This is a genomic window from Streptomyces apocyni (genome assembly GCF_009739465.1).
GTDB classification, from domain to species: domain Bacteria; phylum Actinomycetota; class Actinomycetes; order Streptomycetales; family Streptomycetaceae; genus Streptomyces; species Streptomyces apocyni.
Map to the genome: position 1 here is coordinate 105,429 of NZ_WHOM01000067.1, position 19,602 is coordinate 125,030.

Below are 19,602 nucleotides of genomic sequence, written 5' to 3' on the forward strand. Positions count from 1 at the left end.
GCAGCGCAGGACATGACCGCGACGGCCGCAGGCAGCCTCGTGCAGTCCGTCGACTGGCTCGCGATCGCGCCACCCGCCATCGCGGCGGCCGTCGGCCTGATCGTCCTCGTCGCGGACCTGTTCGTTCGCGACACCCGCAAGACGGTTCTCGCCTGGATCTCCGTCGCGGGCCTCGCCGCGGCGTGCCTCGCGCTGCTGCCGCTGCTCGACGGCGACCGCGCGACCTTCTGCCTGACCACCGACGCGGACGTGTGCAGCTACACAGCCGACCACTTCACCCTCGTCATCCAGTTCCTGGTGCTCGCCGGAGCGCTGCTCACCGCGCTGCTGTCGATCAGTCCCCTGAAGGACAAGGAACTCCCCGAAGGGGAGTTCTGGTTCCTGCTGCTCTCCTCGGCCGCCGGCGCCGCACTGCTCCCCGCGTCCCGCGACCTCGCGACGCTCGTCGTCGCACTTGAGGTCGCCTCGCTGCCCGCCTTCGCGCTCGTCGGCCTCAAGCGTGGCGACCGGCGCTCCTCGGAATCGGCCCTCAAGTTCTTCCTGTCATCGGTCACCGCGACCGCCGTGACCCTCCTGGGCGTCAGCTTCGTCTACGCCGCGACCGGCACCCTGCACCTCACCGAGATCGCCACGCAACTCACCGAGGTCGACGGACAGCTCCAGACCCTCGCTCGGGTCGGCGTCGCCCTGACCCTCGTCGGCTTCGCCTTCAAGACGGCCGCGGTGCCTTTCCACTTCTGGGTGCCCGACACGTACATCGGCGCGCCGCTGCCGGTCGCCGCCTATCTGTCCGTGGTCGGCAAGGCGGTCGGCTTCACCGGCCTCATCCTGGTCACCGTCGTCGCCTTCCCCTCGTACGCCGACGTGTGGGGCCCCGCACTCGCCGTACTCGCCGCCCTGACCATGACCGTGGGCAATGTCGCGGCCCTGCGACAGAGCGCCACGCGCGCGTACAGCGCGGTCCGTCTGCTGGCCTGGTCATCGGTCGGGCAGGCCGGGTTCCTCCTCGTACCGATCGCCGCGGCCGGGTACGCGGACACCGCCGCCGACACCGAGAAGGCGATCGGCGCGACCGTCGCGTACGCCCTGATGTACGCCGCCGTGAACCTCGGCGCCTTCGCGGTCGCCGCCCTCGTCGCCCGTACGCGGCCACTCAACCGCCTCAGCGACTACCGCGGCCTCTACGCGACCCGGCCCCTGACCGCGCTCGCGCTGGGCTTCTTCCTGCTCTCCCTGGCCGGCCTGCCGCCGGGCGTCATCGGCCTCTTCGCGAAGGTCACCGTCTTCTCGGCGGCCGTCGACGCGGGCCTGGGCTGGCTCGCGGTCGTCATGGCCGCCAACGTCGTGATCGCGCTCGTCTACTACCTCCAGTGGACCGCGGTCCTGTTCCGCGCACCCGAAGGGGTGACGCGGGGAGCGGAGGCGCGCGAGGGCGAAGCGGAACGGCGACGGCACGCCGCCGCCCCGGCCCCCCTCACCGTGGCCATCGCGCTGACGGCCGTCCTTGGCATCGTGCTGTCCGGAGCGCCGCAACTCGTCCTGCGGTTCTCGGCCACCGTGCTGTTCTGACGGCCCCGCCCCCTCACCCGTACGGACCACACCGCCCCCGGTGCGCACAAGGGAACTAGCACCCTCCGCCTGGCGTTGACCAGGAAGGGAAGGTCCACTGGAGAGTGGAAACCCGCCAGTGAAGGGTTCCCCACCGGCACCACAGGAGGGCGCACCGTGCACCGCCGCCACAACGGCCTGAAGACTGCCCTGCTCCTCGGGGGACTGTCCGCGCTCATCCTCGTCATCGGCAGTTTCTTCGGGCGTACGGGCCTGCTCGTCGCCCTCGTCGTCGCCATCGGCACCAACGCGTACGCGTACTGGAACAGCGACAAGCTCGCCCTGAAGGCCATGCGCGCCCGCCCGGTCAGCGAGTTCGAGGCGCCCGCGCTCTACCGGATGGTCCGGGAGCTCTCCACCCAGGCCCGCCAGCCCATGCCGCGGCTGTACATCTCACCCACCGAGGCCCCGAACGCCTTCGCCACCGGCCGTAATCCGCGCAACGCCGCCGTCTGCTGCACCGACGGCATCCTGCGAATCCTGGACGAGCGTGAGCTGCGCGGCGTCATCGGCCATGAGCTCAGCCATGTCTACAACCGCGACATCCTGATCTCCTCGGTCGCGGGCGCCCTCGCCTCAGTGATCATGTTTCTGGTCAACTTCGCCTGGCTGATGCCGGGGAGGTCGAACAACAACGGCGGCGGCCCCGGCATCCTCGGCATGCTGCTGATCATGCTCCTCGGCCCGCTCGCCGCGTCCGTCATCAAGCTGGCGATCAGCCGCTCCAGGGAGTACGAGGCGGACGCGTCCGGCGCTCAGCTCACCGGCGATCCGCTGGCCCTGGCCAGCGCCCTGCGCAAACTGGAGGCCGGTACCCGGCAGTTGCCGCTGCCGCCCGAGCCCAAGATCGAGGCGGCCAGCCACATGATGATCGCGAACCCCTTCCGGCCGGGGCAGGGGATGGCGAAGATGTTCTCGACTCACCCCCCGATGGCGGAACGCATCAGCCGTCTGGAGCAGATGGCGGGCCGCCAGACCTGACGCGGCCGACGCGGGCGAGGCGGCCGACGTGGCGCGGTGGGCTCACCAGGAGCCGGAGCCGGAGCCGGAGCCGCTACGCGCCCCGAACGCCTGGTCCGTCGACACGATCTCCCGCCCCAGCGGCATCAGTGCCATCGGGATCAGCTTCAGGTTCGCCCACCCGAAGGGGATGCCGATGATCGACAGGAACAGCGGGATGCTGGTCAGGATGTGACCGATGGTGAGCCACCAGCCCGCGACGATGATCCAGATCACATTGCCGATCAGCGACGGGGTCCCGGCATCCGCCTTCTCCACCGTCGTACGCCCAAAGGGCCACAGCACGAACACGGCGTTCCGCAGCGCGGCGATCCCGAAGGGGATCGTGATGATCAGGACGAAGCAGATGAGCGCGGCCACGGTGTAGGCGAGCGCCATCCAGATCCCGCAGAAGATCAACCACAGGAGGTTGAGAATCAGGTTGATCAGCTTCATGGTCGTTGCCCTCCGTCGTGAACAGCCGCAGTGGTCCCTGCCCCCAGTATCCGGCCCGAAGCCGGATATCCAGGCCGAAGCTAGCCCCCGGTGTGCCCGGCCCGCCCGCCAGCTCGCCCAGTCCTCAGCCGCCGCCTGACCGCGTACGCCCCCGCGCCCACCCCGAGTACCGCCGCCCCCGTCAGCACCGACGACAGCGGCAGCGCGAAGGCCAGCACCAGGCACCCGGCCAGACCCAGCACCGGCAGTACGCGCCGTACGCCAGGGCCAAGCGTCCAGGCCGAGGCGTTGGCGATCGCGTAGTACATCAGCACCCCGAACGACGAGAAGCCGATCGCGCCCCGCACATCCGCCACCAGAACCACCGCCACGACCACGACACCCACCGCCAGCTCCGCCCGGTGCGGCACCTGGAAGCGCGGGTGTACGGCGGCGAGCGCGGCCGGCAGATGCCTGTCCCGCGCCATGGCGAGCGACGTACGCGACACGCCGAGGATCAGCGCGAGCAGAGAGCCGAGCGCCGCCACCGCGGCACCCACCCGCACCACCGGCGCCAGCTCCGGCACCCCCGCCGCCCGCACGGCGTCGGCCAGCGGCGCCGTCGCCCCCGCGAGCCCGTCCGACCCCAGTACGGAGAGCACCGCGACCGCGACAGCCGCGTACACCACCAGCGTGATACCGAGGGCCAGCGGGATCGCCCGCGGAATCGTCCGCTCCGGCTCCCGTACCTCCTCGCCGAGCGTCGCGATCCGCGCGTACCCCGCGAAGGCGAAGAACAGCAGCCCAGCGGCCTGCAACACCCCGCCCACGCCCCCGTAGGTCCCCGAGCCAAGCCGCGCGAACTCCGCGTCGCCCGACCCCACACACACCACGACCACCGCCGCCAGCACCGCGAGCACCCCCGCGACGATCGTCCGCGTCAGCCAGGCCGACTTCTGAACGCCCCCGTAGTTCACGGCGGTCAGCGCCACCACCGCGGCCACCGCCACCGCCTGCGCCTGTCCCGGCCAGACGTACGCCCCGACCGTCAGCGCCATCGCCGCGCAGGAGGCCGTCTTGCCGACGACGAACGCCCACCCGGCCAGATACCCCCAGAACTCCCCGAGCCGCTCACGCCCGTACACATACGTCCCACCCGACGCCGGATACCGCGCCGCCAGCCGCGCCGACGCCACGGCGTTGCAGTACGCGATCACCGCCGCCACCCCGAGCCCGAACAGCAGCCCCGACCCCGCGGCATCCGCCGCGGGCCCCAGCGCCGCGAAGATCCCGGCCCCCAGCATCGACCCGAGGCCGATCATCACCGCATCGGTGACGCCCAGCGTCCGGCGCAGCTCCTGTGTCATGCGCCGCACCCTACTGATCCCCGCAACCGCCCTCGCATACCGATGCGTCCTCCAGGAAAGACGCACCAGCGGCAAAGACGCACCAGCGGCAGAGACAGGCCCACAGGGCGAGCTCCGCGCAACTCGAAGGGCAGGTTCACGGCATGGGCATCATCAGCTGGATCATTCTGGGGCTGCTAGCCGGCGCCATCGCGAAAATCCTGCTGCCCGGCCGCGACCCTGGCGGCCTGATCGGCACGGTCCTGATCGGCATAGCCGGGGCGTTCGTCGGCGGCTGGGTCTCGGCCCGCTTCCTCGACCGCCCGATCGCCAACGAGTTCTACGACATGGCCACCTGGCTGTCCGCGATCGGCGGCGCACTGCTCCTGCTGATCGGATACCGCCTCCTGTTCGGCAACTCCCGACGCTGACACCCGAGCTGACAAAGAGCGCACGCCTGACAGAAAACGCGGGGCTGACGGCAGCGAAAGGCCGACGGAAAGCGAAAGGCTGACAGAGCGAAGGGCGGGCACCCACCGGGATGCCCGCCCTCTCGCGTCTCTGGCCCAACCGCTCAATCAGCCCAACGTCACCGGTAGTTCACAAACTGCAGCGCGAAGTCGAAGTCCTGCCCCTTCAGCAGCGCCTGTACGGCCTGCAGGTCGTCCCGGCTCTTGGAGCTGACCCGCAGCTCGTCGCCCTGCACCTGGGCCTTCACACCCTTCGGGCCCTCGTCGCGGATGATCTTCGCGACCTTCTTCGCGTTCTCCTGGGAGATGCCCTCCTCGATCGAGGCGAAGATCTTGTACTCCTTGCCGGAGATCTGCGGCTCACCGGCGTCCAGGGCCTTCAGCGAGATCCCGCGCTTGACCAGCTTGGTCTGGAAGACATCGAGGATCGCCTTGACCCGTTCCTCCGAATTCGCCTCCATCAGGATCTTCTCGCCGGACCAGGCGATCGAGGCTCCGACGTTCCTGAAGTCGTAGCGCTGGGAGATCTCCTTGCCGGCCTGGTTGAGGGCGTTGTCGACCTCCTGCCGCTCGACCTTCGAGACGATGTCGAAACTGGAGTCGGCCATGTCCTGTGGCTCCTTGTACTCGGGGTTCGGGGATGCGTGCGGGCTCGTCCGCGTGCGCGACGGCTCGACGGAACGTACGGCCGGTGGCCCGGCCCACACCCGCAAAGCCTAGTCACCAGCCGTCCGTGGAGCGCTGTTCAATCGGGTGGCGAAGCACCCCTGGGCATCAGGTATCGTTTACGTCGTTGCCACGGACAGCCGCCGCAAAGCGGCTCCACGGCGGCAAACCCGGCGGTGTGCCCGAGCGGCCAAAGGGAGCAGACTGTAAATCTGCCGGCTCAGCCTTCCCAGGTTCGAATCCTGGCGCCGCCACACGAGACAATGGGCCCTTGGCCTGCGACTATCGCAGGCCAAGGGCCCATTGTCGTACGGTCAGGCGGGGGTGTCAGTAGCCGCCGGTGACGGCGTCGTCGTCGCCGGAGTCCTGGGCGTCGCCCTCGGCCTTGTCGCCGGAGGCGGTCAGGGCGAACCACGCGGCTCCGAAGCCCACCACGCCCTGGCCCGTGGTGTCGCCGGGCTCCTTGTCGTTCTGGAAGTAGTACAGCGGGTGCCCGTTGTACGTGACCTGGGTACTGCCGTCATCCCGCTCCGTCGTACCCAGCAGGTCGGCGTCGGCATCCTCCCCGGCCTGCGGATCGCCCGACGTCGTCAGGGGCGGCCAGGCCACCGCGCACGCGTCGTTGCAGGTGGACTCCTCGCCCTCGTCCGCCTCGAAGAGGTAGAGCGTGAGCCCCTCGCCGTCGGTCAGGATCGGCCCCAGATCGCCCGCCTCGCGCACCATCACGGTCGCCGCCTCGTCGGCCTCGGCCGTCGCGGTGGGCGATTCCGTGGGCGACTGCGTCGCCGTGGGGGACGCGGTGGGGCTCGGCGACGCCCCGGCGTCGCCGTTGTCGTCATCGTCGCCGCAGCCGCCCACTGCGGCGAGCAGCGCGACAGTCGCCACCGCCACGCCCACCCTCGTCCGTCTCGTCGTCTTCTTCCCGGTCTTCATCCCGGTCTTCCTCCGGTGCTCCTCGGCCGATTCCGCTGTCATGCCTCCACTACGGACGCAGCCGCACGGGCACGGCAAGGCGGGCGGGCCCGTTCGAGGTACGGGGGTGGTACGGGGTGTGTGCTCGACGGTCGGCGCCTGTGACCCCTCAGAGGGCGTTGAGGCGTCCGTGCACGACCGCCATGGACCGTGGCAGATCGTCAGCCCCGGTGACGATGACACCCTCCGGCACGCGGATGGTGAGCAGCGACGACACCTCCTTCAGCGTGCTGACATCCACGCGTGGGTGAGGCGTGTCGATGGTGAGTGAGTGCACGCGGGGAAAGCTGGCCAGCCAACCCCAGGCGCGTCCCATGTCGGCCTCCACCCACAAGTGGGTCAGGCAGTCCCGGATGTTGTGGAGGCCGCGGAAGTCCGCGGTGGTGATCTCACCGGAGACCTTGATGTGGGAGCGGCCGCCGAACGTGTTGAGCGCGCTGAGCTGCTCCAGGTTGGATACGGGAAAGTAGAGGTCGTCCTCCGTGAGATCGGCGACCACCTCCTGGCCGTACAGGTCGGTGTCGAACCGGCTCCACGCCCGGGCGAGCTCGGTACGTACCCGAAGGTCCGGATGGCTCCGGTACCGGGCGAGCACGGCGATCGCCGCGTCGGTCGCGATGCGGGTGGCCGACAGCACGGTGAAGTACGCCTCGTCGGCTACGGCCTGGTACGCGGCCTGCTCCGCCTTCCGGCTAGCCTCCTGCTCCTCCGTGGCGTACGGCTGCGCCTCGCGCGGCCGCGGCGGAAGCTGCCGGGGGCCCGGCAGCAGGTCCAGGACGACGGGCCCGACCTCGGCCAGCGCACGAGCCTGGTCCGCCGAGCGGGGCGGGATCAGGGCGCTGGCCCGCTGCTGGACTTCGGCCCGCACCTCCGGGTCGAGCTCGGTGGCGTGCTCCAGGCAGGCGGCCGCGAGGAGGTGGAGGCGGTTCATGCCTTGCGGCGAGGCGTCCTCGCGTCTGATGAGGCCGGTGAGCAGGCGGGTCCGCTCGGTGGGACGTGCGTGGGCGACGGCCATTCTGATGACGTCCTCCCACTGGTCCAGATGGGCGTGCGCGATGAGGAACTCGAAATCGATCTCCTCGACCGCCGCTTTGGCCCCGAGGTAGTCCTGGAAGGTCCGGTGGATGAAATCCATCGACTCCGTGCTGGGTTCCCGGAGCAGACCGCTGCGGACCAGCAGGTGGCGGTAGATGTCCTCCGGAGTGCCCTGCTCGGCGACGCGCGGCATCGCCGACAGGGCCTGGCCCAGGAGCTTCACCGCGTCGGTGCGGTACATCTCGGATCGGCCGTTGCGGATCATCCAGTAGGCCAGCTTCTGGATCAGCTGGATGTGCTCGGCCTCACTGAGGCGAATCCGTCCTGACGGGGAGACACCGCGCTCGCGATCACGCCGGAACAGCACCATGGAGAGGGCCGCGTCGTAGAGCTCCTTGCGGCCTTCGGGAAGGTAGCCGCGGCGGTCCTGATGGAGGGCGCAGACCAGGGCGCACATCAGGGGGTTGGTGGCGATCCGGCTCAGATCCGGTTTGGCGCGGACCGCGCGGAGCAACTCCAGGGCGTAGCGGTCGCTCATGCCCGCCGCCTTGTGCCACCGCTTGACGAACTCGGCGACGTTGTCCCGGCTCATGGGGGCGAGGTCCAGCTCGGCGAAGTCGTCATCGACCAGCCAGTGCTCGCGTACGGCCGATGGCCTGGAGGTGACCAGCCACCGGTTGGCGGGATAGACGCTGAGGAGGTCCCGAAGCCAGCGGCGGGCGTCGCTGCGGTCGTTCTCGGGGATCTCGTCGATGCCGTCGATCAGGATGAGCCCACGGCCCGCTCGCAGCACCCTGTCGAACCACCCCGGGGGCTGGAGGCTGGCGATGGGGCAGTCCACCGTGGACAGGAACTCGTCGGGCGCGGGGAGGGAGGAACCACCTCGCGTCAGGGTGCGCAGCGGCAGGACGAACGGCACGAGTCCGTAGAGGTACAGCAGGCTTTCGTCGAGGGCCTTGCGCGCGGTGGAGACCGCCAGCCACTGCACGAGAGTGGTCTTCCCGGACCCGGCCACGCCACGGAGGAGTACGCGATTGCGGTCCGCGAGGACATGGTCGGCCGAGACCAGGGTGGGCACGGCGTTCCGGGCGCCACTGGCCGCGTCCAGGCTGAGATAGGCCACGTCGAGCCGCCACGCCTCCGGTGCCCCGGACAGATCGAGTCCGAAGATGTTCAGCTTGCCGTGCTTGCTCGCGATGTAGTGGGCATAGCGTTCCTCGAAGCGCAGGTCTGCCGGGGACGGCGACCGCGCGATCATCGAGTCGATTTTCTGCGTCAGTTCGTCGAGCCTGCGGGTCTGTTCGAGCAGCGTGCGGGGGACAAACGTGGACCGCTGCGTGAAGAAGTTCAGGATGTGCAGGCAGGCGGTGTTCATCACCCTCGCGTGCAGGGCGACCGCGTCGCTCGACAGGCCGAGGGTGGCCGCCCTGTTCTGGGTGCGGAGATGATGGGAGAGCTCCAGGTGTCCGAGGCGTACGGCCTGCACATCGTCCATGTCGAGCGTCTCCATGGCACGCAGCGAGTCCGCTACGGCGTGGGCGACGGCCCGCTTCTCGAAGGAGGGCAGTGACTCTCCCGCGTCGGTCGACTGGGAGGCGCGCCCGACGAGTTCCTCCGCGATCGTGTACAGATCGTCGTCGGTCAGCGTGCGCTTCTCACCGCGGAAGGATACGAGCCGGGATACGCGCACGGGTTTGTCGACCAGTCCGGCGCCGGGGCCTTCGGAGAGAAACAGCTTCCGCACCAGCGGGCCCACGATGCTCGACGCGAGCCTCGCTCCGATCACGGCGGGGTCCATCTGCCCTCCGAGGTGTCCGAGCGGCGCGACCAGTTGCGCGGCCAGTTGAACTGTGCCCCGCCAGGGTAGGGGAGGGCGCGCTGAAGAATTGCCCAACAGCACTGATTCTTCACCGAGTTGAGTCGCGCTCAGTTGCCCGCGACGTCCTTCACCGCGACCGCGATCGGGATCGTGCCGCTGATCAGCTCCAAGGTCAGGCCCGCCGTCGCCGGGGACTCCACCAGTTCGGCGATCACCGCCGCCACGTCGTCGCGCGGGATCGGCCCTCGGCCGGTGGAAGCCTCCAGGCGCACCAGGCCGGTGGGGGCGTCGTTGGTCAGCAAGCCGGGGCGCAGGATCGTCCAGTCCAGACCCTTGCGCGTGCGTACGTAGGCGTCCGCCTCGCCCTTGGCGCGCAGATAGGCGTCGAAGACCTCGTCGCCCTCGTGGGACGGGTCGGCACGCATCGCGGAGACCGCGATGTACCGGCGGGCCCCGGCGCGCTCCGCGGCCTCGGCGAAGAGGACCGCGGCCGCCCGGTCCACGGAGTCCTTGCGCCCGGCGCCGCTGCCGGGCCCCGCACCAGCCGCGAAGACCGCCGCGGCGGCGCCCTGGAGGTGGGCCGCGACCTCCTCGACCGAGGCCGATTCCAGGTCGCACAGGACGGGTTCCGCACCCGCTTCCCGTAGGTCGTCGCCCTGGTCGAGGTCGCGGATCAGGCCCGCGACCTCGTAGCCGCGCGCGCTGAGCAGTCGCTCAAGGCGCAGCGCGATCTGTCCGTGTCCGCCTGCGATGACAATGCGCATGCCTCCGACCGTACGCCGCGCCGGGCGCCCGCGCCGCGCAACACCGAACGCGCCCTCCCCGCGACGTGGTTCACGAGGGTCCCGGGCCCTTCGAGCGGCCCTGCCGGGGCAGATCGAGCGCCACCGCGACCGCCGAGTCGCAGTACTCGCGGACCGCGCTGGTCCGCGCCACCACCCGCCCCCGGTGCACCACGATCCGGCTGTACGCGAGCGACAGCGCCCCCGCGAGGCGATCGCCCCGTACGGCGAGGAGTTCGGCCGGGAAACCGGCCTCCACCCGCACCTCGGGCAGCCCCAGCGTCTCCCGCGCCGCCGCGCTGACCGCGTCGTACGCCTCATCGGGCACCAGCCCGTGCTGGGTGGCCAGCAGATACGCGGCCTCCAGCGGGTCCCCGCGCCCCACCGGGTTCGCCCCGTCCCGCAGCGCCCCGCTCCCCGCGGCCACCCGCACCCCAGCGGCTCGCAGCAGCCGTACGGGCGCCGCCGCCGTGCCGCGCCGGCCCAGCGCCCCGCAGTCGCCCTGCGGCAGGCAGGCCACCGACACCCCGGCCGCGGCGAGTGCCTCGGCGGTACGGGACGCCACCTCGGCCGGCGCCCTGCCGAGCCCGCCGCACGGGCCGACCGTCACGCCGGGCCGAAGTCCGCCCGCCATCGCCGCGAGCCGCGCCAGCCGGGCCGGATCCCCGCCGTCCGTGTGCAGGTCGACCGGGCAGCCGTGCTCGGCCGCGAGTTCCAGGACGGCTTCCACGTACCCGGTCGGGTCGGGGTCGAGGTCGGGGCAGCCGCCCACCACACCAGCGCCCATCTTGACCGCGTCCCGCAGCATCGCCAGACCGTCGGCCCCCGCGGTCCCGGTGAGCAGCCGGGGCATCGCCACGGCCGTCAGATCGGCGAGCCCGCGCAGCGACCGGCGCGCCTGGAGCACCGCCTCCAGCGCGCCGAGGCCCGCCACATCACCGATCCGGACGTGCGAGCGCTGCGCCGTGGCGCCGTGCCCGAGCTGCAGCAGCGCGCCTTCGGTGGTACGCCGCTGGACGTCCGGCGTCTCGTACGAGACCGGGCCCTCGGTGTCCGCGGAGAGCACCGTGTCGCCGTGCGCGTGCGGCTCCGCGGGAGCGGGCAGCAGCAGATAGCCGTCGAGGTCCACCCGCGCGGCGTGCGCGGTGGGGGTGAGGCTGCCCGCGGTCCCGACCGCTTCGATGCGCCCGCCCCCGAGCCGCACGTCCACGGTCCTGCCGTCGGTGAGCCGGGCGCCGCAGAGCAGCAGTGAGGTGGTGTCGTCGGTGGCCTCGTCACGGCGCGGCGGCTGCGGCTGACTGTCGGGCATCGCGCTCCTGGAGGTGGAGATCAGGGCAGCCACGGCAAGATCACGCAGCTGACGCGAGCCTAGGACGCGCGGCGGTCGGCTTCGAGGAGGTTCGGGGAGGAGCCCGAATAGTCATACCGGTAGTCACGTCGGTAGTCATGCCGGTAGCCATGCCGACGTGCGGCGTCTGAGGCGGGGGAGACGGGAGAGGCGGGGGAGGTTGCCGCATCGAAACGGATTTGGGCGATCGGCAGCCCACCGTGTAATGTCTTCATCGCTCGCCCCAATAGCTCAGTCGGTAGAGCGTCTCCATGGTAAGGAGAAGGTCTACGGTTCGATTCCGTATTGGGGCTCTGATGTGCGGCACCCTCGCCTTCGGGTGAGGGGGCTCGCGTCAAAGCGGTGTAGCTCAGTCGGTAGAGCAAGCGGCTCATAATCGCTGTGTCACCGGTTCAAGTCCGGTCACCGCTACGAACAGTAGCCGATTGTGGGGTCGGTCCTCCGATCGGCTACTCTAGTCTGCGTTCATCCGATCATCTGTCCGTCCAAGGAGCACTCACGTGGCTGCCACCGACGTCCGCCCGAAGATCACGCTGGCCTGCGTGGAGTGCAAGGAGCGGAACTACATCACCAAGAAGAACCGGCGTAACAACCCGGACCGTCTTGAGATGAAGAAGCACTGCCCGCGTTGCAACGCGCACCGCGCGCACCGCGAAACGCGCTAGAACAGGCTCGTACACGAGGCCGTCCCCTTTGCGGGGGGCGGCCTCGCGTCGTTTGTCTCGACTCTGATCCACTCTGTTGGACATCGACTCTGTTGCAGGAGGTGCCGAGCCCATGGCGCTCGACCAGTCCTTCGTTGGACGGACCTACCCGCCCACCGACCCCTATGAGGTCGGCCGGGAGAAGATCCGCGAATTCGCCGAGTCGGTGGGCGATACCAACCCCGCCTATACGGACCCGGAAGCGGCCAAGGCGCTCGGTCATGTGGATGTGATCGCCCCGCCGACTTTCGTCTTCGCGATCACCTTCAAGGCGGCCGGTCAGGTCATCCAGGACCCGCAGCTCGGCCTGGACTACAGCCGGGTGGTGCACGGCGACCAGAAGTTCGCGTACACCCGCCCGGTGCGTGCCGGGGACCGGCTGACGGTCACCTCGACCATCGAGGCGATCAAGTCCATGGCGGGCAACGACATCCTGGACATCCGCGGTGAGGTCCACGACGAGGCGGGCGAGCACGTCGTGACCGCCTTCACCAAGCTGGTGGCACGCGCGGCGGAGGAGGAGGCATGACGATGACGAGTTCGTCGGTGAAGATCTCGTACGAGGACGTCGAGGTCGGCACCGAGCTGCCGCCGCAGACCTTCCCCGTGACCCGTGCCACGCTGGTGCGGTACGCGGGTGCCTCCGGCGACTTCAACCCGATCCACTGGAACGAGAAGTTCGCGCGTGAGGTCGGCCTACCGGACGTCATCGCGCACGGCATGTTCACCATGGCCGAGGCGGCCCGCGTGGTGACGGACTGGGTGGGCGACCCGGGCGCGGTGGCCGAGTACGGCGTCCGCTTCACCAGGCCGGTCGTGGTCCCCAACGACGACCAGGGGGCGGTCATCGAGGTCAGCGGCAAGGTCGCGGCCAAGCTGGACGACAACCGGGTGCGGGTTGACCTGACCGCGATGAGCGCGGGGCAGAAGGTTCTGGGGATGGCTCGGGCGGTCGTACGGCTGGCCTGACATCCGGCTACGCGTGAGGTGTGTAAGGGGCGCTCGCCATTGCGGGTGCCCCTTACTCCCCTTGACTCTGTTAGTGATTGGTCACTAACTTGGTCACATGGTCAGGATGACAGCGGAAGAGCGGCGCGAGAACGTCATCCGCGCGGCGATCACCGAGTTCGCGCGCGGTGGCTACAAGGGAACCTCCACGGAGGTGATCGCCAAGCGTGTCGGCGTCTCGCAGCCGTACCTCTTCCGGCTCTTCAAGAACAAGCAGGAGCTGTTCCTCGCCGCCGCGACCCGATGCCTGGAGGACATCCGCCGGGTGATGGCGGACGCGGCGCGCGACGTGCCGCCCGAGGAAGTCCATACGGCCATGGCCGACGCGTACCAGAAGCTGCTCGCTGACCCCGACGCGCTGCTGATGCAGATGCAGATCTTCGTCGCGGTGGCCTCGGCCGAGGCTGCCGGGGACCGTGAGTTCGGCGAAGGGGTCCGCGCGGCCTGGCTTGAGCTGTGGGATTCCTCGCATCTGCTCCTGGGGGCGGACACCGAGGAGACCACGTCCTTCCTCGCCTACGGGATGCTCATCAACACCCTGGTCTCGCTGGGCTTCCCGCCGGAGCACCGGGTGTGGTCCGGCTTCGCCGGGTTGCCGTCCTCGGAGTAGGTGGGGGTACGGGTACGGGCCCTGTGGGGCGGGCGGCGCTTTCCTGTCCAGGAAAGTTAGTGATCAATAACTAATTGTTTGTAGGGGGAGTCATGGAATCAGGGGGAGTCATGAAACAGCGAACGCCACAGCGCGTCAGCATCACCTGGGCGCTCGTCATCACCAGCGCCGCCAGCTTCATGGGGGCTCTCGACAACCTGGTCGTCGTCACGGCCCTGCCGTCGATCCGCGAGGACCTCGGCGGCAGCCTGGAAGACCTGGAGTGGACCGTCAGCGGTTACACCCTCACCTTCGCGGTCCTGCTGATGCTCGGCGCCGCACTCGGCGACCGCTTCGGCCGCCGCAGGATGCTGATGGTCGGCCTCACCGTCTTCACCGTCGCCTCAGCCGCCGCCGCCCTCGTCTCCGGCATCGGCGGCCTCATCGCGGCCCGCGCCCTCCAGGGCGTCGGCGGGGCGATCCTGATGCCGCTCACCCTGACGCTGCTCACCGCGGCCGTCCCCGCCGCCAAGCGCGGCATGGCCCTGGGCATCTGGGGCGCGGTCCAGGGCCTCGCCGTCGCTTTCGGGCCGCTGGTCGGGGGCGCCGTCACCGAGCACCTCTCCTGGCAGTGGATCTTCTGGCTCAACGTGCCCATCGGCCTCGCGCTACTGCCCCTCATCCGGCTCCGCCTCCCCGAGTCCTACGGACCGAACGCCCGCCTGGACATCCCCGGTACCGCCCTCGCCAGCGCCGGACTCTTCGGCATCGTCTACGCCGTCATCCGCGGCAACGCCGACGGCTGGACCAGCACACCCGTACTGACCGGCCTGATCGTGGGCAGCGCGCTGCTGGGCGGCTTCATCCACCACGGCATCCACCACCAGGCCCCGCTGCTTCCCATGCGGCTCTTCCGTAACCGTGGCTTCGCCGCGATCAACACCGCCAGCCTGCTGATGTTCCTCGGCATGTTCGGCTCGATCTTTCTGCTCAGCCAGTTCCTGCAGAACGTCGGCGGCTACTCGCCGATGGACACGGGCGTCCGGATGCTGCCCTGGACCGCGATGCCGCTGCTCGTCGCCCCGATCGCGGGCGCGCTCTCGGACCGCGTCGGCGGCCGCCCGATCGTCGTGACCGGCCTCGCACTCCAGGCCATCGGCCTCGGGCTGTACGCGGCGGTGGTCGCCGTCGACGTCTCGTACGCGGCACAGCTGCCCGCGCTCATCGTCAGCGGCATCGGGATGGCGCTGTACTTCGCCCCGGCCGCCAACGTCGTCATGAGCACCGTCAGCGAAGCCGAGCAGGGCATGGCCTCCGGCGCGAGCAACGCCCTGCGGGAACTGGGCGGCGCGCTCGGCATCGCGGTCCTCGCCGCGGTCTTCTCGGCGCGGGGCGGCTATGGGCCGCCGCGGCACTTCGTGGACGGGCTGGCGCCCGCGCTGTGGCTGGGCGCGGCGACCGTCGGGGTGGCGGCCCTGGTGGCGCTGCTCATCCCGTCCCGGGAGCAGGCGCCCGCGGCGGTCGCGCGCCCCGATGAGCGCACGAAGGTACCCGCCTGAACCGCCCGTCCGCGCGCCCCGGTAACGGCCCCGCCCTGACCCGCGGGGCCGTTCTCGTACCCTTGAGCCCGTGCAGGAACTCCACGACGCCCCCCTCGCCCCGCTGACCACCTTCCGCCTCGGTGGCCCCGCGACCCGACTGATCACCGCGACGACCGACGCCGAGGTGGTCGCCGCCGTCCGCGAGGCGGACGCCGCGGGGACCGAACTGCTGGTCATCGGCGGTGGCAGCAACCTGGTCATCGGCGACCAGGGCTTCGCCGGAACCGCACTGCGGATCGCCACCACCGGCTTCACGCTCGACGGCACGCGGCTGGAGCTGGCGGCCGGTGAGGTGTGGACCGACGCCGTCGCCCGCACCGTCGACGCGGGCCTCGCGGGCATCGAGTGCCTCGCCGGGATCCCCGGCTCCGCCGGGGCCACGCCGATCCAGAACGTCGGCGCGTACGGCCAGGAGGTCTCCTCGGTCATCACCGAGGTGGTCGCCTACGACCGCAGGACCGACCAGACGGTCACCCTGACGAACGCCGAGTGCGCCTTCGCGTACCGCCACAGCCGCTTCAAGGCCGACCCCAGCCGCTATGTCGTCCTCCGCGTCCGCTTCGAGCTGGAGGACGCCGACGGCCTGAGCGCGCCCCTGAAGTACCCGGAGACGGCTCGCGTCCTCGGCGTCGGGGCGGGCGATCGTGTCCCTCTGGCCACTGCGCGCGAGACGGTACTGAAGCTGCGCTCGGGGAAAGGCATGGTGCTCGACCCCGAGGACCACGACACCTGGTCGGCCGGGTCGTTCTTCACCAACCCGATCCTCGACGCCGATGAGCTGGCCGCCTTCCACGCGCGCGTAGCGACGCGTCTCGGCCCGGATGTCACCCCGCCCGCGTACCCGGCGGGCGAGGGCCGCACCAAGACCTCCGCGGCGTGGCTGATCGACAAGGCCGGGTTCACCAAGGGCTACGGCACGGGCCCGGCCAGGATCTCCACCAAGCACACTCTGGCCCTCACCAACCGCGGCGAGGCCACCACCGAAGACCTGCTCGCGCTCGCCCGCGAGGTCGTCACCGGCGTACGGGACGCCTTCGGCGTCACCCTCGTCAACGAACCGGTGACCATCGGAGTCGCCCTGTAGCCCGCCTGGCGCCTGGCGGGCTAGCACCTAGCGCCCTCAGTCCGCCAGCCAGGCATCGATCCCGTACAGCAGCTTCTGCTGTACGTCCACGGGCGCGGCCGAGCCCCGTACCGACTGCCGTGCCAGCTCCGCGAGCTCGGCGTCGTCGAAGCCGTGCCGGGTGCGCGCGATCTCGTACTGCGCGGCCAGCCGTGACCCGAAGAGCAGCGGGTCGTCGGCGCCCAGCGCCATCGGCACCCCGGCGTCGTACAGCGTGCGCAGCGGTACGTCCTCGGGCTTCTCGTAGACCCCGAGGGCGACGTTCGACGCCGGGCAGACCTCGCAGGTCACGCCGCGCTCCGCCAGCCGCCGCAGCAGCCGGGGGTCCTCGGCGGCCCGTACGCCGTGCCCGATCCGTGACGCGTCCAGGTCGTCCAGGCAGTCCCGCACCGACGCGGGCCCGGTGAGCTCGCCGCCGTGCGGGGCCGCGAGCAGCCCGCCCTCGCGGGCGATCGCGAAGGCCCGGTCGAAGTCCCTGGCCAGGCCGCGCCGCTCGTCGTTGGAGAGCCCGAAGCCGACGATCCCGCGGTCCGCGTACCGCACCGCGAGCCGCGCCAGCGTCCGCGCGTCCAGCGGGTGCTTCATGCGGTTCGCCGCCACCAGCACCCGTATCCCGAGCCCGGTCTCCCGGGACGCCGCATCGACCGCGTCCAGGATGATCTCCAGCGCCGGAATCAGCCCACCGAGCCGCGGTGCGTACGACGTCGGATCGACCTGGATCTCCAGCCAGCCCGAGCCGTCCGCGAGATCCTCCTGCGCGGCCTCCCGCACCAGCCGCTGGATGTCCTCCGGCTGCCGCAGACAGGAGCGGGCCATGTCGTACAGCCGCTGGAAGCGGAACCAGCCGCGCTCGTCGGTCGCCCGCAGCTGCGGCGGCTCACCGCTGGTCAGCGCGTCAGGCAGATGGACGCCGTATTTGTCGGCGAGCTCCAGCAGGGTCGAGGGCCGCATCGACCCGGTGAAGTGCAGGTGCAGATGGGCCTTGGGCAGCTGGGTCAGATCACGTACGTGCGCCATTCGCAGATCTTGCCGTACGAAACCGCCGTCCGGGTAGCCGCTTTCTCCCACGAGGGACCGGCCCGAACGAACAAACGGGTCCCCGGCCGAAGCCGGGGACCCGCACGAAAGGTGCGCCAAAGGCGCGGTCAGGGGGGCAGTCAGCGCGCTTCGGCCAGCAGCTTCTGCACCCGCGAGACACCCTCGACGAGGTCCTCGTCACCCAGGGCGTACGAAAGCCGCAGGTAGCCGGGCGTACCGAAGGCCTCGCCCGGGACCACCGCGACCTCGACCTCGTCCAGGATCAGCGCGGCCAGCTCCACCGACGTGGCGGGGCGCTTGCCGCGGATCTCCTTGCCGAGCAGGCCCTTCACCGAGGGGTAGGCGTAGAAGGCGCCCTCGGGCTCCGGGCAGAACACGCCGTCGATCTCGTTCAGCATCCGCACCATGGTCTGGCGGCGCCGGTCGAAGGCCGTACGCATCTCGGCCACGGCGGTCAGGTCTCCGGAGACGGCCGCGATGGCCGCGGCCTGGGCCACGTTCGACACGTTGGAGGTGGCGTGCGACTGGAGGTTGGTCGCGGCCTTCACGACGTCCTTGGGGCCGACCACCCAGCCCACCCGCCAGCCGGTCATCGCGTACGTCTTGGCCACGCCGTTCACGATGATGCACTTGTCGCGCAGCTCGGGGACGACCACCGGGAGCGAGGCGAACTCCGCGTCGCCGTACACGAGGTGCTCGTAGATCTCGTCGGTCAGGACCCACAGGCCCTTCTCGGCGGCCCAGCGGCCGATCTCCTCGACCTGGGCGCGCGAGTAGACGGCGCCGGTCGGGTTGGACGGCGAGACGAACAGCAGGACCTTGGTGTTCGCCGTGACGGCGGCCTCGAGCTGCTCGACGGAGACGCGGTAGCCGGTCGTCTCGTCCGCGGTCACGAACACCGGGACGCCGCCCGCGAGCTGGATCGACTCGGGGTAGGTGGTCCAGTACGGGGTCGGGACGATGACCTCGTCGCCCGGGTCCAGGATCGTGGCGAAGGCCTCGTAGATCGCCTGCTTGCCACCGTTGGTGACCAGGACGTTGGCGGCCTCGACCTCGTAGCCGGAGTCGCGCAGCGTCTTCGCGGCGATGGCGGCCTTGAGCTCGGGGAGCCCGCCGGCCGGCGTGTAGCGGTGGTACTTCGGGTTGCGGCAGGCCTCGATGGCGGCCTCGACGATGTAGTCCGGCGTGGGGAAGTCAGGCTCGCCCGCGCCGAAGCCGATCACCGGGCGCCCGGCGGCCTTGAGAGCCTTGGCCTTGGCGTCGACGGCGAGGGTGGCGGACTCGGAGATCGCACCGATGCGGGCGGAGACCCGGCGGTCGGTCGGAGGAGTTGCAGCGCTCATGGACCCCATCGTTCCAGACCGGAAAGACCCGTGGCACTCGGGATTCATCGGCGGGTGGCGCGGAAGCTGTTCGACGCCGAGGCGCGGACCACGTACACTCTTCACTCGTTGGCCCTCACCGGCCGCACTCACCACGCGCACTCCGTGCACTTGGGCGGATGCGGTACGTTGGGGGAAATCAAAGGGTCGTAGCTCAATTGGTAGAGCACTGGTCTCCAAAACCAGCGGTTGGGGGTTCAAGTCCCTCCGGCCCTGCTACACACGCCTTTCGCCAGGATGTGTGCGCATGTACGTACTGCAATGCACAGCCGTGCGGCTCAACCGGGCGCGGCACGGCCACGACCCGGAATCAGGTGAGGACGAGTGACGGACGCCGTGGGCTCCATCGACATGCCTGATGCTCCGGATGAGGCAGACAAGAAGAAGGGCCGCAAGGGCGGCAAGCGCGCCAAGAAGGGCCTGTTCGGTCGCTTCGCGCTCTTCTATCGACAGATCGTTGCGGAGCTCCGCAAGGTCGTCTGGCCGACTCGCCATCAGCTCACCACTTACACCACAGTGGTCATTATCTTCGTAGTCGTCATGATCGCGTTCGTGATGACGGTTGACTTCGGCTTCGCGGAAGCCGTCAAGTACGTCTTCGGCTAGAAGGCGAGCGAAGGGCGCCGTCTCCGGTGCCCCTCTTCGCGCGTTCCACCCATAGGTATCCAGGAAGAAGC

Annotated in this window: 18 protein-coding genes, 4 tRNA genes and 1 pseudogene; 14 read left to right on the plus strand and 9 right to left on the minus strand. The window is 70.1% G+C overall.

The window, feature by feature from the left end:
* Positions 1-12 precede the first annotated feature (12 nt).
* Entirely contained in the window at positions 13-1,569 is a 1,557-nt protein-coding gene (locus GCN81_RS22515) for an NADH-quinone oxidoreductase subunit N (protein ID WP_156726522.1), read from the plus strand.
* Between the two features lie 156 nt (positions 1,570-1,725).
* Complete coding sequence (htpX, locus tag GCN81_RS22520; protein WP_156726477.1) at positions 1,726-2,589, plus strand: zinc metalloprotease HtpX; 864 nt, start codon at positions 1,726-1,728, stop codon at positions 2,587-2,589.
* Positions 2,590-2,631: 42 nt separating this feature from the next.
* On the opposite strand, the gene GCN81_RS22525 is transcribed toward htpX, so the two are convergent.
* Together GCN81_RS22525 and GCN81_RS22530 are read right to left on the minus strand one after the other, a co-directional pair.
* Entirely contained in the window at positions 2,632-3,063 is a 432-nt protein-coding gene (locus GCN81_RS22525) for a YccF domain-containing protein (protein WP_156726478.1), read from the minus strand.
* 80 nt (positions 3,064-3,143) lie between these two features.
* Positions 3,144-4,409 (minus strand): APC family permease, encoded by a 1,266-nt coding sequence (locus tag GCN81_RS22530; protein WP_156726479.1) that lies wholly within the window; start codon positions 4,407-4,409, stop codon positions 3,144-3,146.
* 143 nt (positions 4,410-4,552) lie between these two features.
* On the opposite strand from GCN81_RS22530, the gene GCN81_RS22535 reads away from it, so the two are divergent.
* On the plus strand, positions 4,553-4,819 hold the full coding sequence (locus GCN81_RS22535; protein WP_156726480.1) for a GlsB/YeaQ/YmgE family stress response membrane protein: 267 nt from the start codon (positions 4,553-4,555) through the stop codon (positions 4,817-4,819).
* Between the two features lie 158 nt (positions 4,820-4,977).
* Here GCN81_RS22535 and GCN81_RS22540 read toward each other — a convergent pair whose 3' ends face one another.
* Entirely contained in the window at positions 4,978-5,466 is a 489-nt protein-coding gene (locus tag GCN81_RS22540; RefSeq protein ID WP_156726481.1) for a YajQ family cyclic di-GMP-binding protein, read from the minus strand.
* A gap of 230 nt (positions 5,467-5,696) precedes the next feature.
* On the opposite strand from GCN81_RS22540, the gene GCN81_RS22545 reads away from it, so the two are divergent.
* Positions 5,697-5,778, plus strand: a tRNA-Tyr gene (locus tag GCN81_RS22545).
* Positions 5,779-5,851: 73 nt separating this feature from the next.
* Here GCN81_RS22545 and GCN81_RS22550 read toward each other — a convergent pair.
* The 4 genes from GCN81_RS22550 to GCN81_RS22565 form a co-directional block, all read right to left on the minus strand.
* A complete protein-coding gene (locus tag GCN81_RS22550; RefSeq protein WP_231626913.1) occupies positions 5,852-6,499 on the minus strand; it encodes a COG4315 family predicted lipoprotein in 648 nt (215 codons plus the stop codon).
* A gap of 106 nt (positions 6,500-6,605) precedes the next feature.
* On the minus strand, positions 6,606-9,329 hold the full coding sequence (locus tag GCN81_RS22555) for an NACHT domain-containing protein (protein ID WP_156726482.1): 2,724 nt from the start codon (positions 9,327-9,329) through the stop codon (positions 6,606-6,608).
* Positions 9,330-9,457: 128 nt separating this feature from the next.
* Positions 9,458-10,114, minus strand: a complete 657-nt coding sequence (locus tag GCN81_RS22560) for an NAD(P)H-binding protein (protein WP_156726483.1) — start codon at positions 10,112-10,114, stop codon at positions 9,458-9,460.
* A 70-nt stretch (positions 10,115-10,184) separates the two neighbouring features.
* Positions 10,185-11,441 (minus strand): amidohydrolase family protein, encoded by a 1,257-nt coding sequence (locus GCN81_RS22565; protein ID WP_156726484.1) that lies wholly within the window; start codon positions 11,439-11,441, stop codon positions 10,185-10,187.
* A 259-nt stretch (positions 11,442-11,700) separates the two neighbouring features.
* On the opposite strand from GCN81_RS22565, the gene GCN81_RS22570 reads away from it, so the two are divergent.
* The 8 genes and pseudogenes from GCN81_RS22570 to GCN81_RS22605 all read left to right on the plus strand — a co-directional run.
* Positions 11,701-11,773 (plus strand) — tRNA-Thr (locus GCN81_RS22570).
* Positions 11,774-11,818: 45 nt separating this feature from the next.
* Positions 11,819-11,891: transfer RNA gene (locus tag GCN81_RS22575), tRNA-Met, on the plus strand.
* 89 nt (positions 11,892-11,980) lie between these two features.
* A complete protein-coding gene (gene rpmG, locus GCN81_RS22580; RefSeq protein WP_156726485.1) occupies positions 11,981-12,145 on the plus strand; it encodes a 50S ribosomal protein L33 in 165 nt (54 codons plus the stop codon).
* A gap of 112 nt (positions 12,146-12,257) precedes the next feature.
* On the plus strand, positions 12,258-12,713 hold the full coding sequence (locus GCN81_RS22585; RefSeq protein WP_156726486.1) for a MaoC family dehydratase N-terminal domain-containing protein: 456 nt from the start codon (positions 12,258-12,260) through the stop codon (positions 12,711-12,713).
* Between the two features lie 2 nt (positions 12,714-12,715).
* On the plus strand, positions 12,716-13,153 hold the full coding sequence (locus tag GCN81_RS22590) for a MaoC family dehydratase (RefSeq protein WP_156726524.1): 438 nt from the start codon (positions 12,716-12,718) through the stop codon (positions 13,151-13,153).
* A 97-nt stretch (positions 13,154-13,250) separates the two neighbouring features.
* Complete coding sequence (locus GCN81_RS22595) at positions 13,251-13,802, plus strand: TetR/AcrR family transcriptional regulator (RefSeq protein WP_197287751.1); 552 nt, start codon at positions 13,251-13,253, stop codon at positions 13,800-13,802.
* Between the two features lie 110 nt (positions 13,803-13,912).
* Complete coding sequence (locus tag GCN81_RS22600; protein ID WP_156726487.1) at positions 13,913-15,340, plus strand: DHA2 family efflux MFS transporter permease subunit; 1,428 nt, start codon at positions 13,913-13,915, stop codon at positions 15,338-15,340.
* 52 nt (positions 15,341-15,392) lie between these two features.
* Positions 15,393-16,466, plus strand: a pseudogene (locus GCN81_RS22605) (UDP-N-acetylmuramate dehydrogenase); the annotation flags it as partial.
* A gap of 36 nt (positions 16,467-16,502) precedes the next feature.
* Here GCN81_RS22605 and GCN81_RS22610 read toward each other — a convergent pair.
* Positions 16,503-17,522: an adenosine deaminase gene (locus tag GCN81_RS22610; RefSeq protein WP_156726489.1), complete on the minus strand. Its 1,020-nt coding sequence runs from the start codon at positions 17,520-17,522 to the stop codon at positions 16,503-16,505.
* Between the two features lie 140 nt (positions 17,523-17,662).
* On the minus strand, positions 17,663-18,886 hold the full coding sequence (locus GCN81_RS22615; RefSeq protein ID WP_197287752.1) for a pyridoxal phosphate-dependent aminotransferase: 1,224 nt from the start codon (positions 18,884-18,886) through the stop codon (positions 17,663-17,665).
* Between the two features lie 182 nt (positions 18,887-19,068).
* Between GCN81_RS22615 and GCN81_RS22620 the strand changes: the two genes are divergently transcribed.
* A tRNA-Trp gene (locus tag GCN81_RS22620) sits at positions 19,069-19,141 on the plus strand.
* A gap of 108 nt (positions 19,142-19,249) precedes the next feature.
* Positions 19,250-19,531, plus strand: a complete 282-nt coding sequence (gene secE, locus GCN81_RS22625; RefSeq protein ID WP_156726491.1) for a preprotein translocase subunit SecE — start codon at positions 19,250-19,252, stop codon at positions 19,529-19,531.
* Positions 19,532-19,602 lie beyond the last annotated feature (71 nt).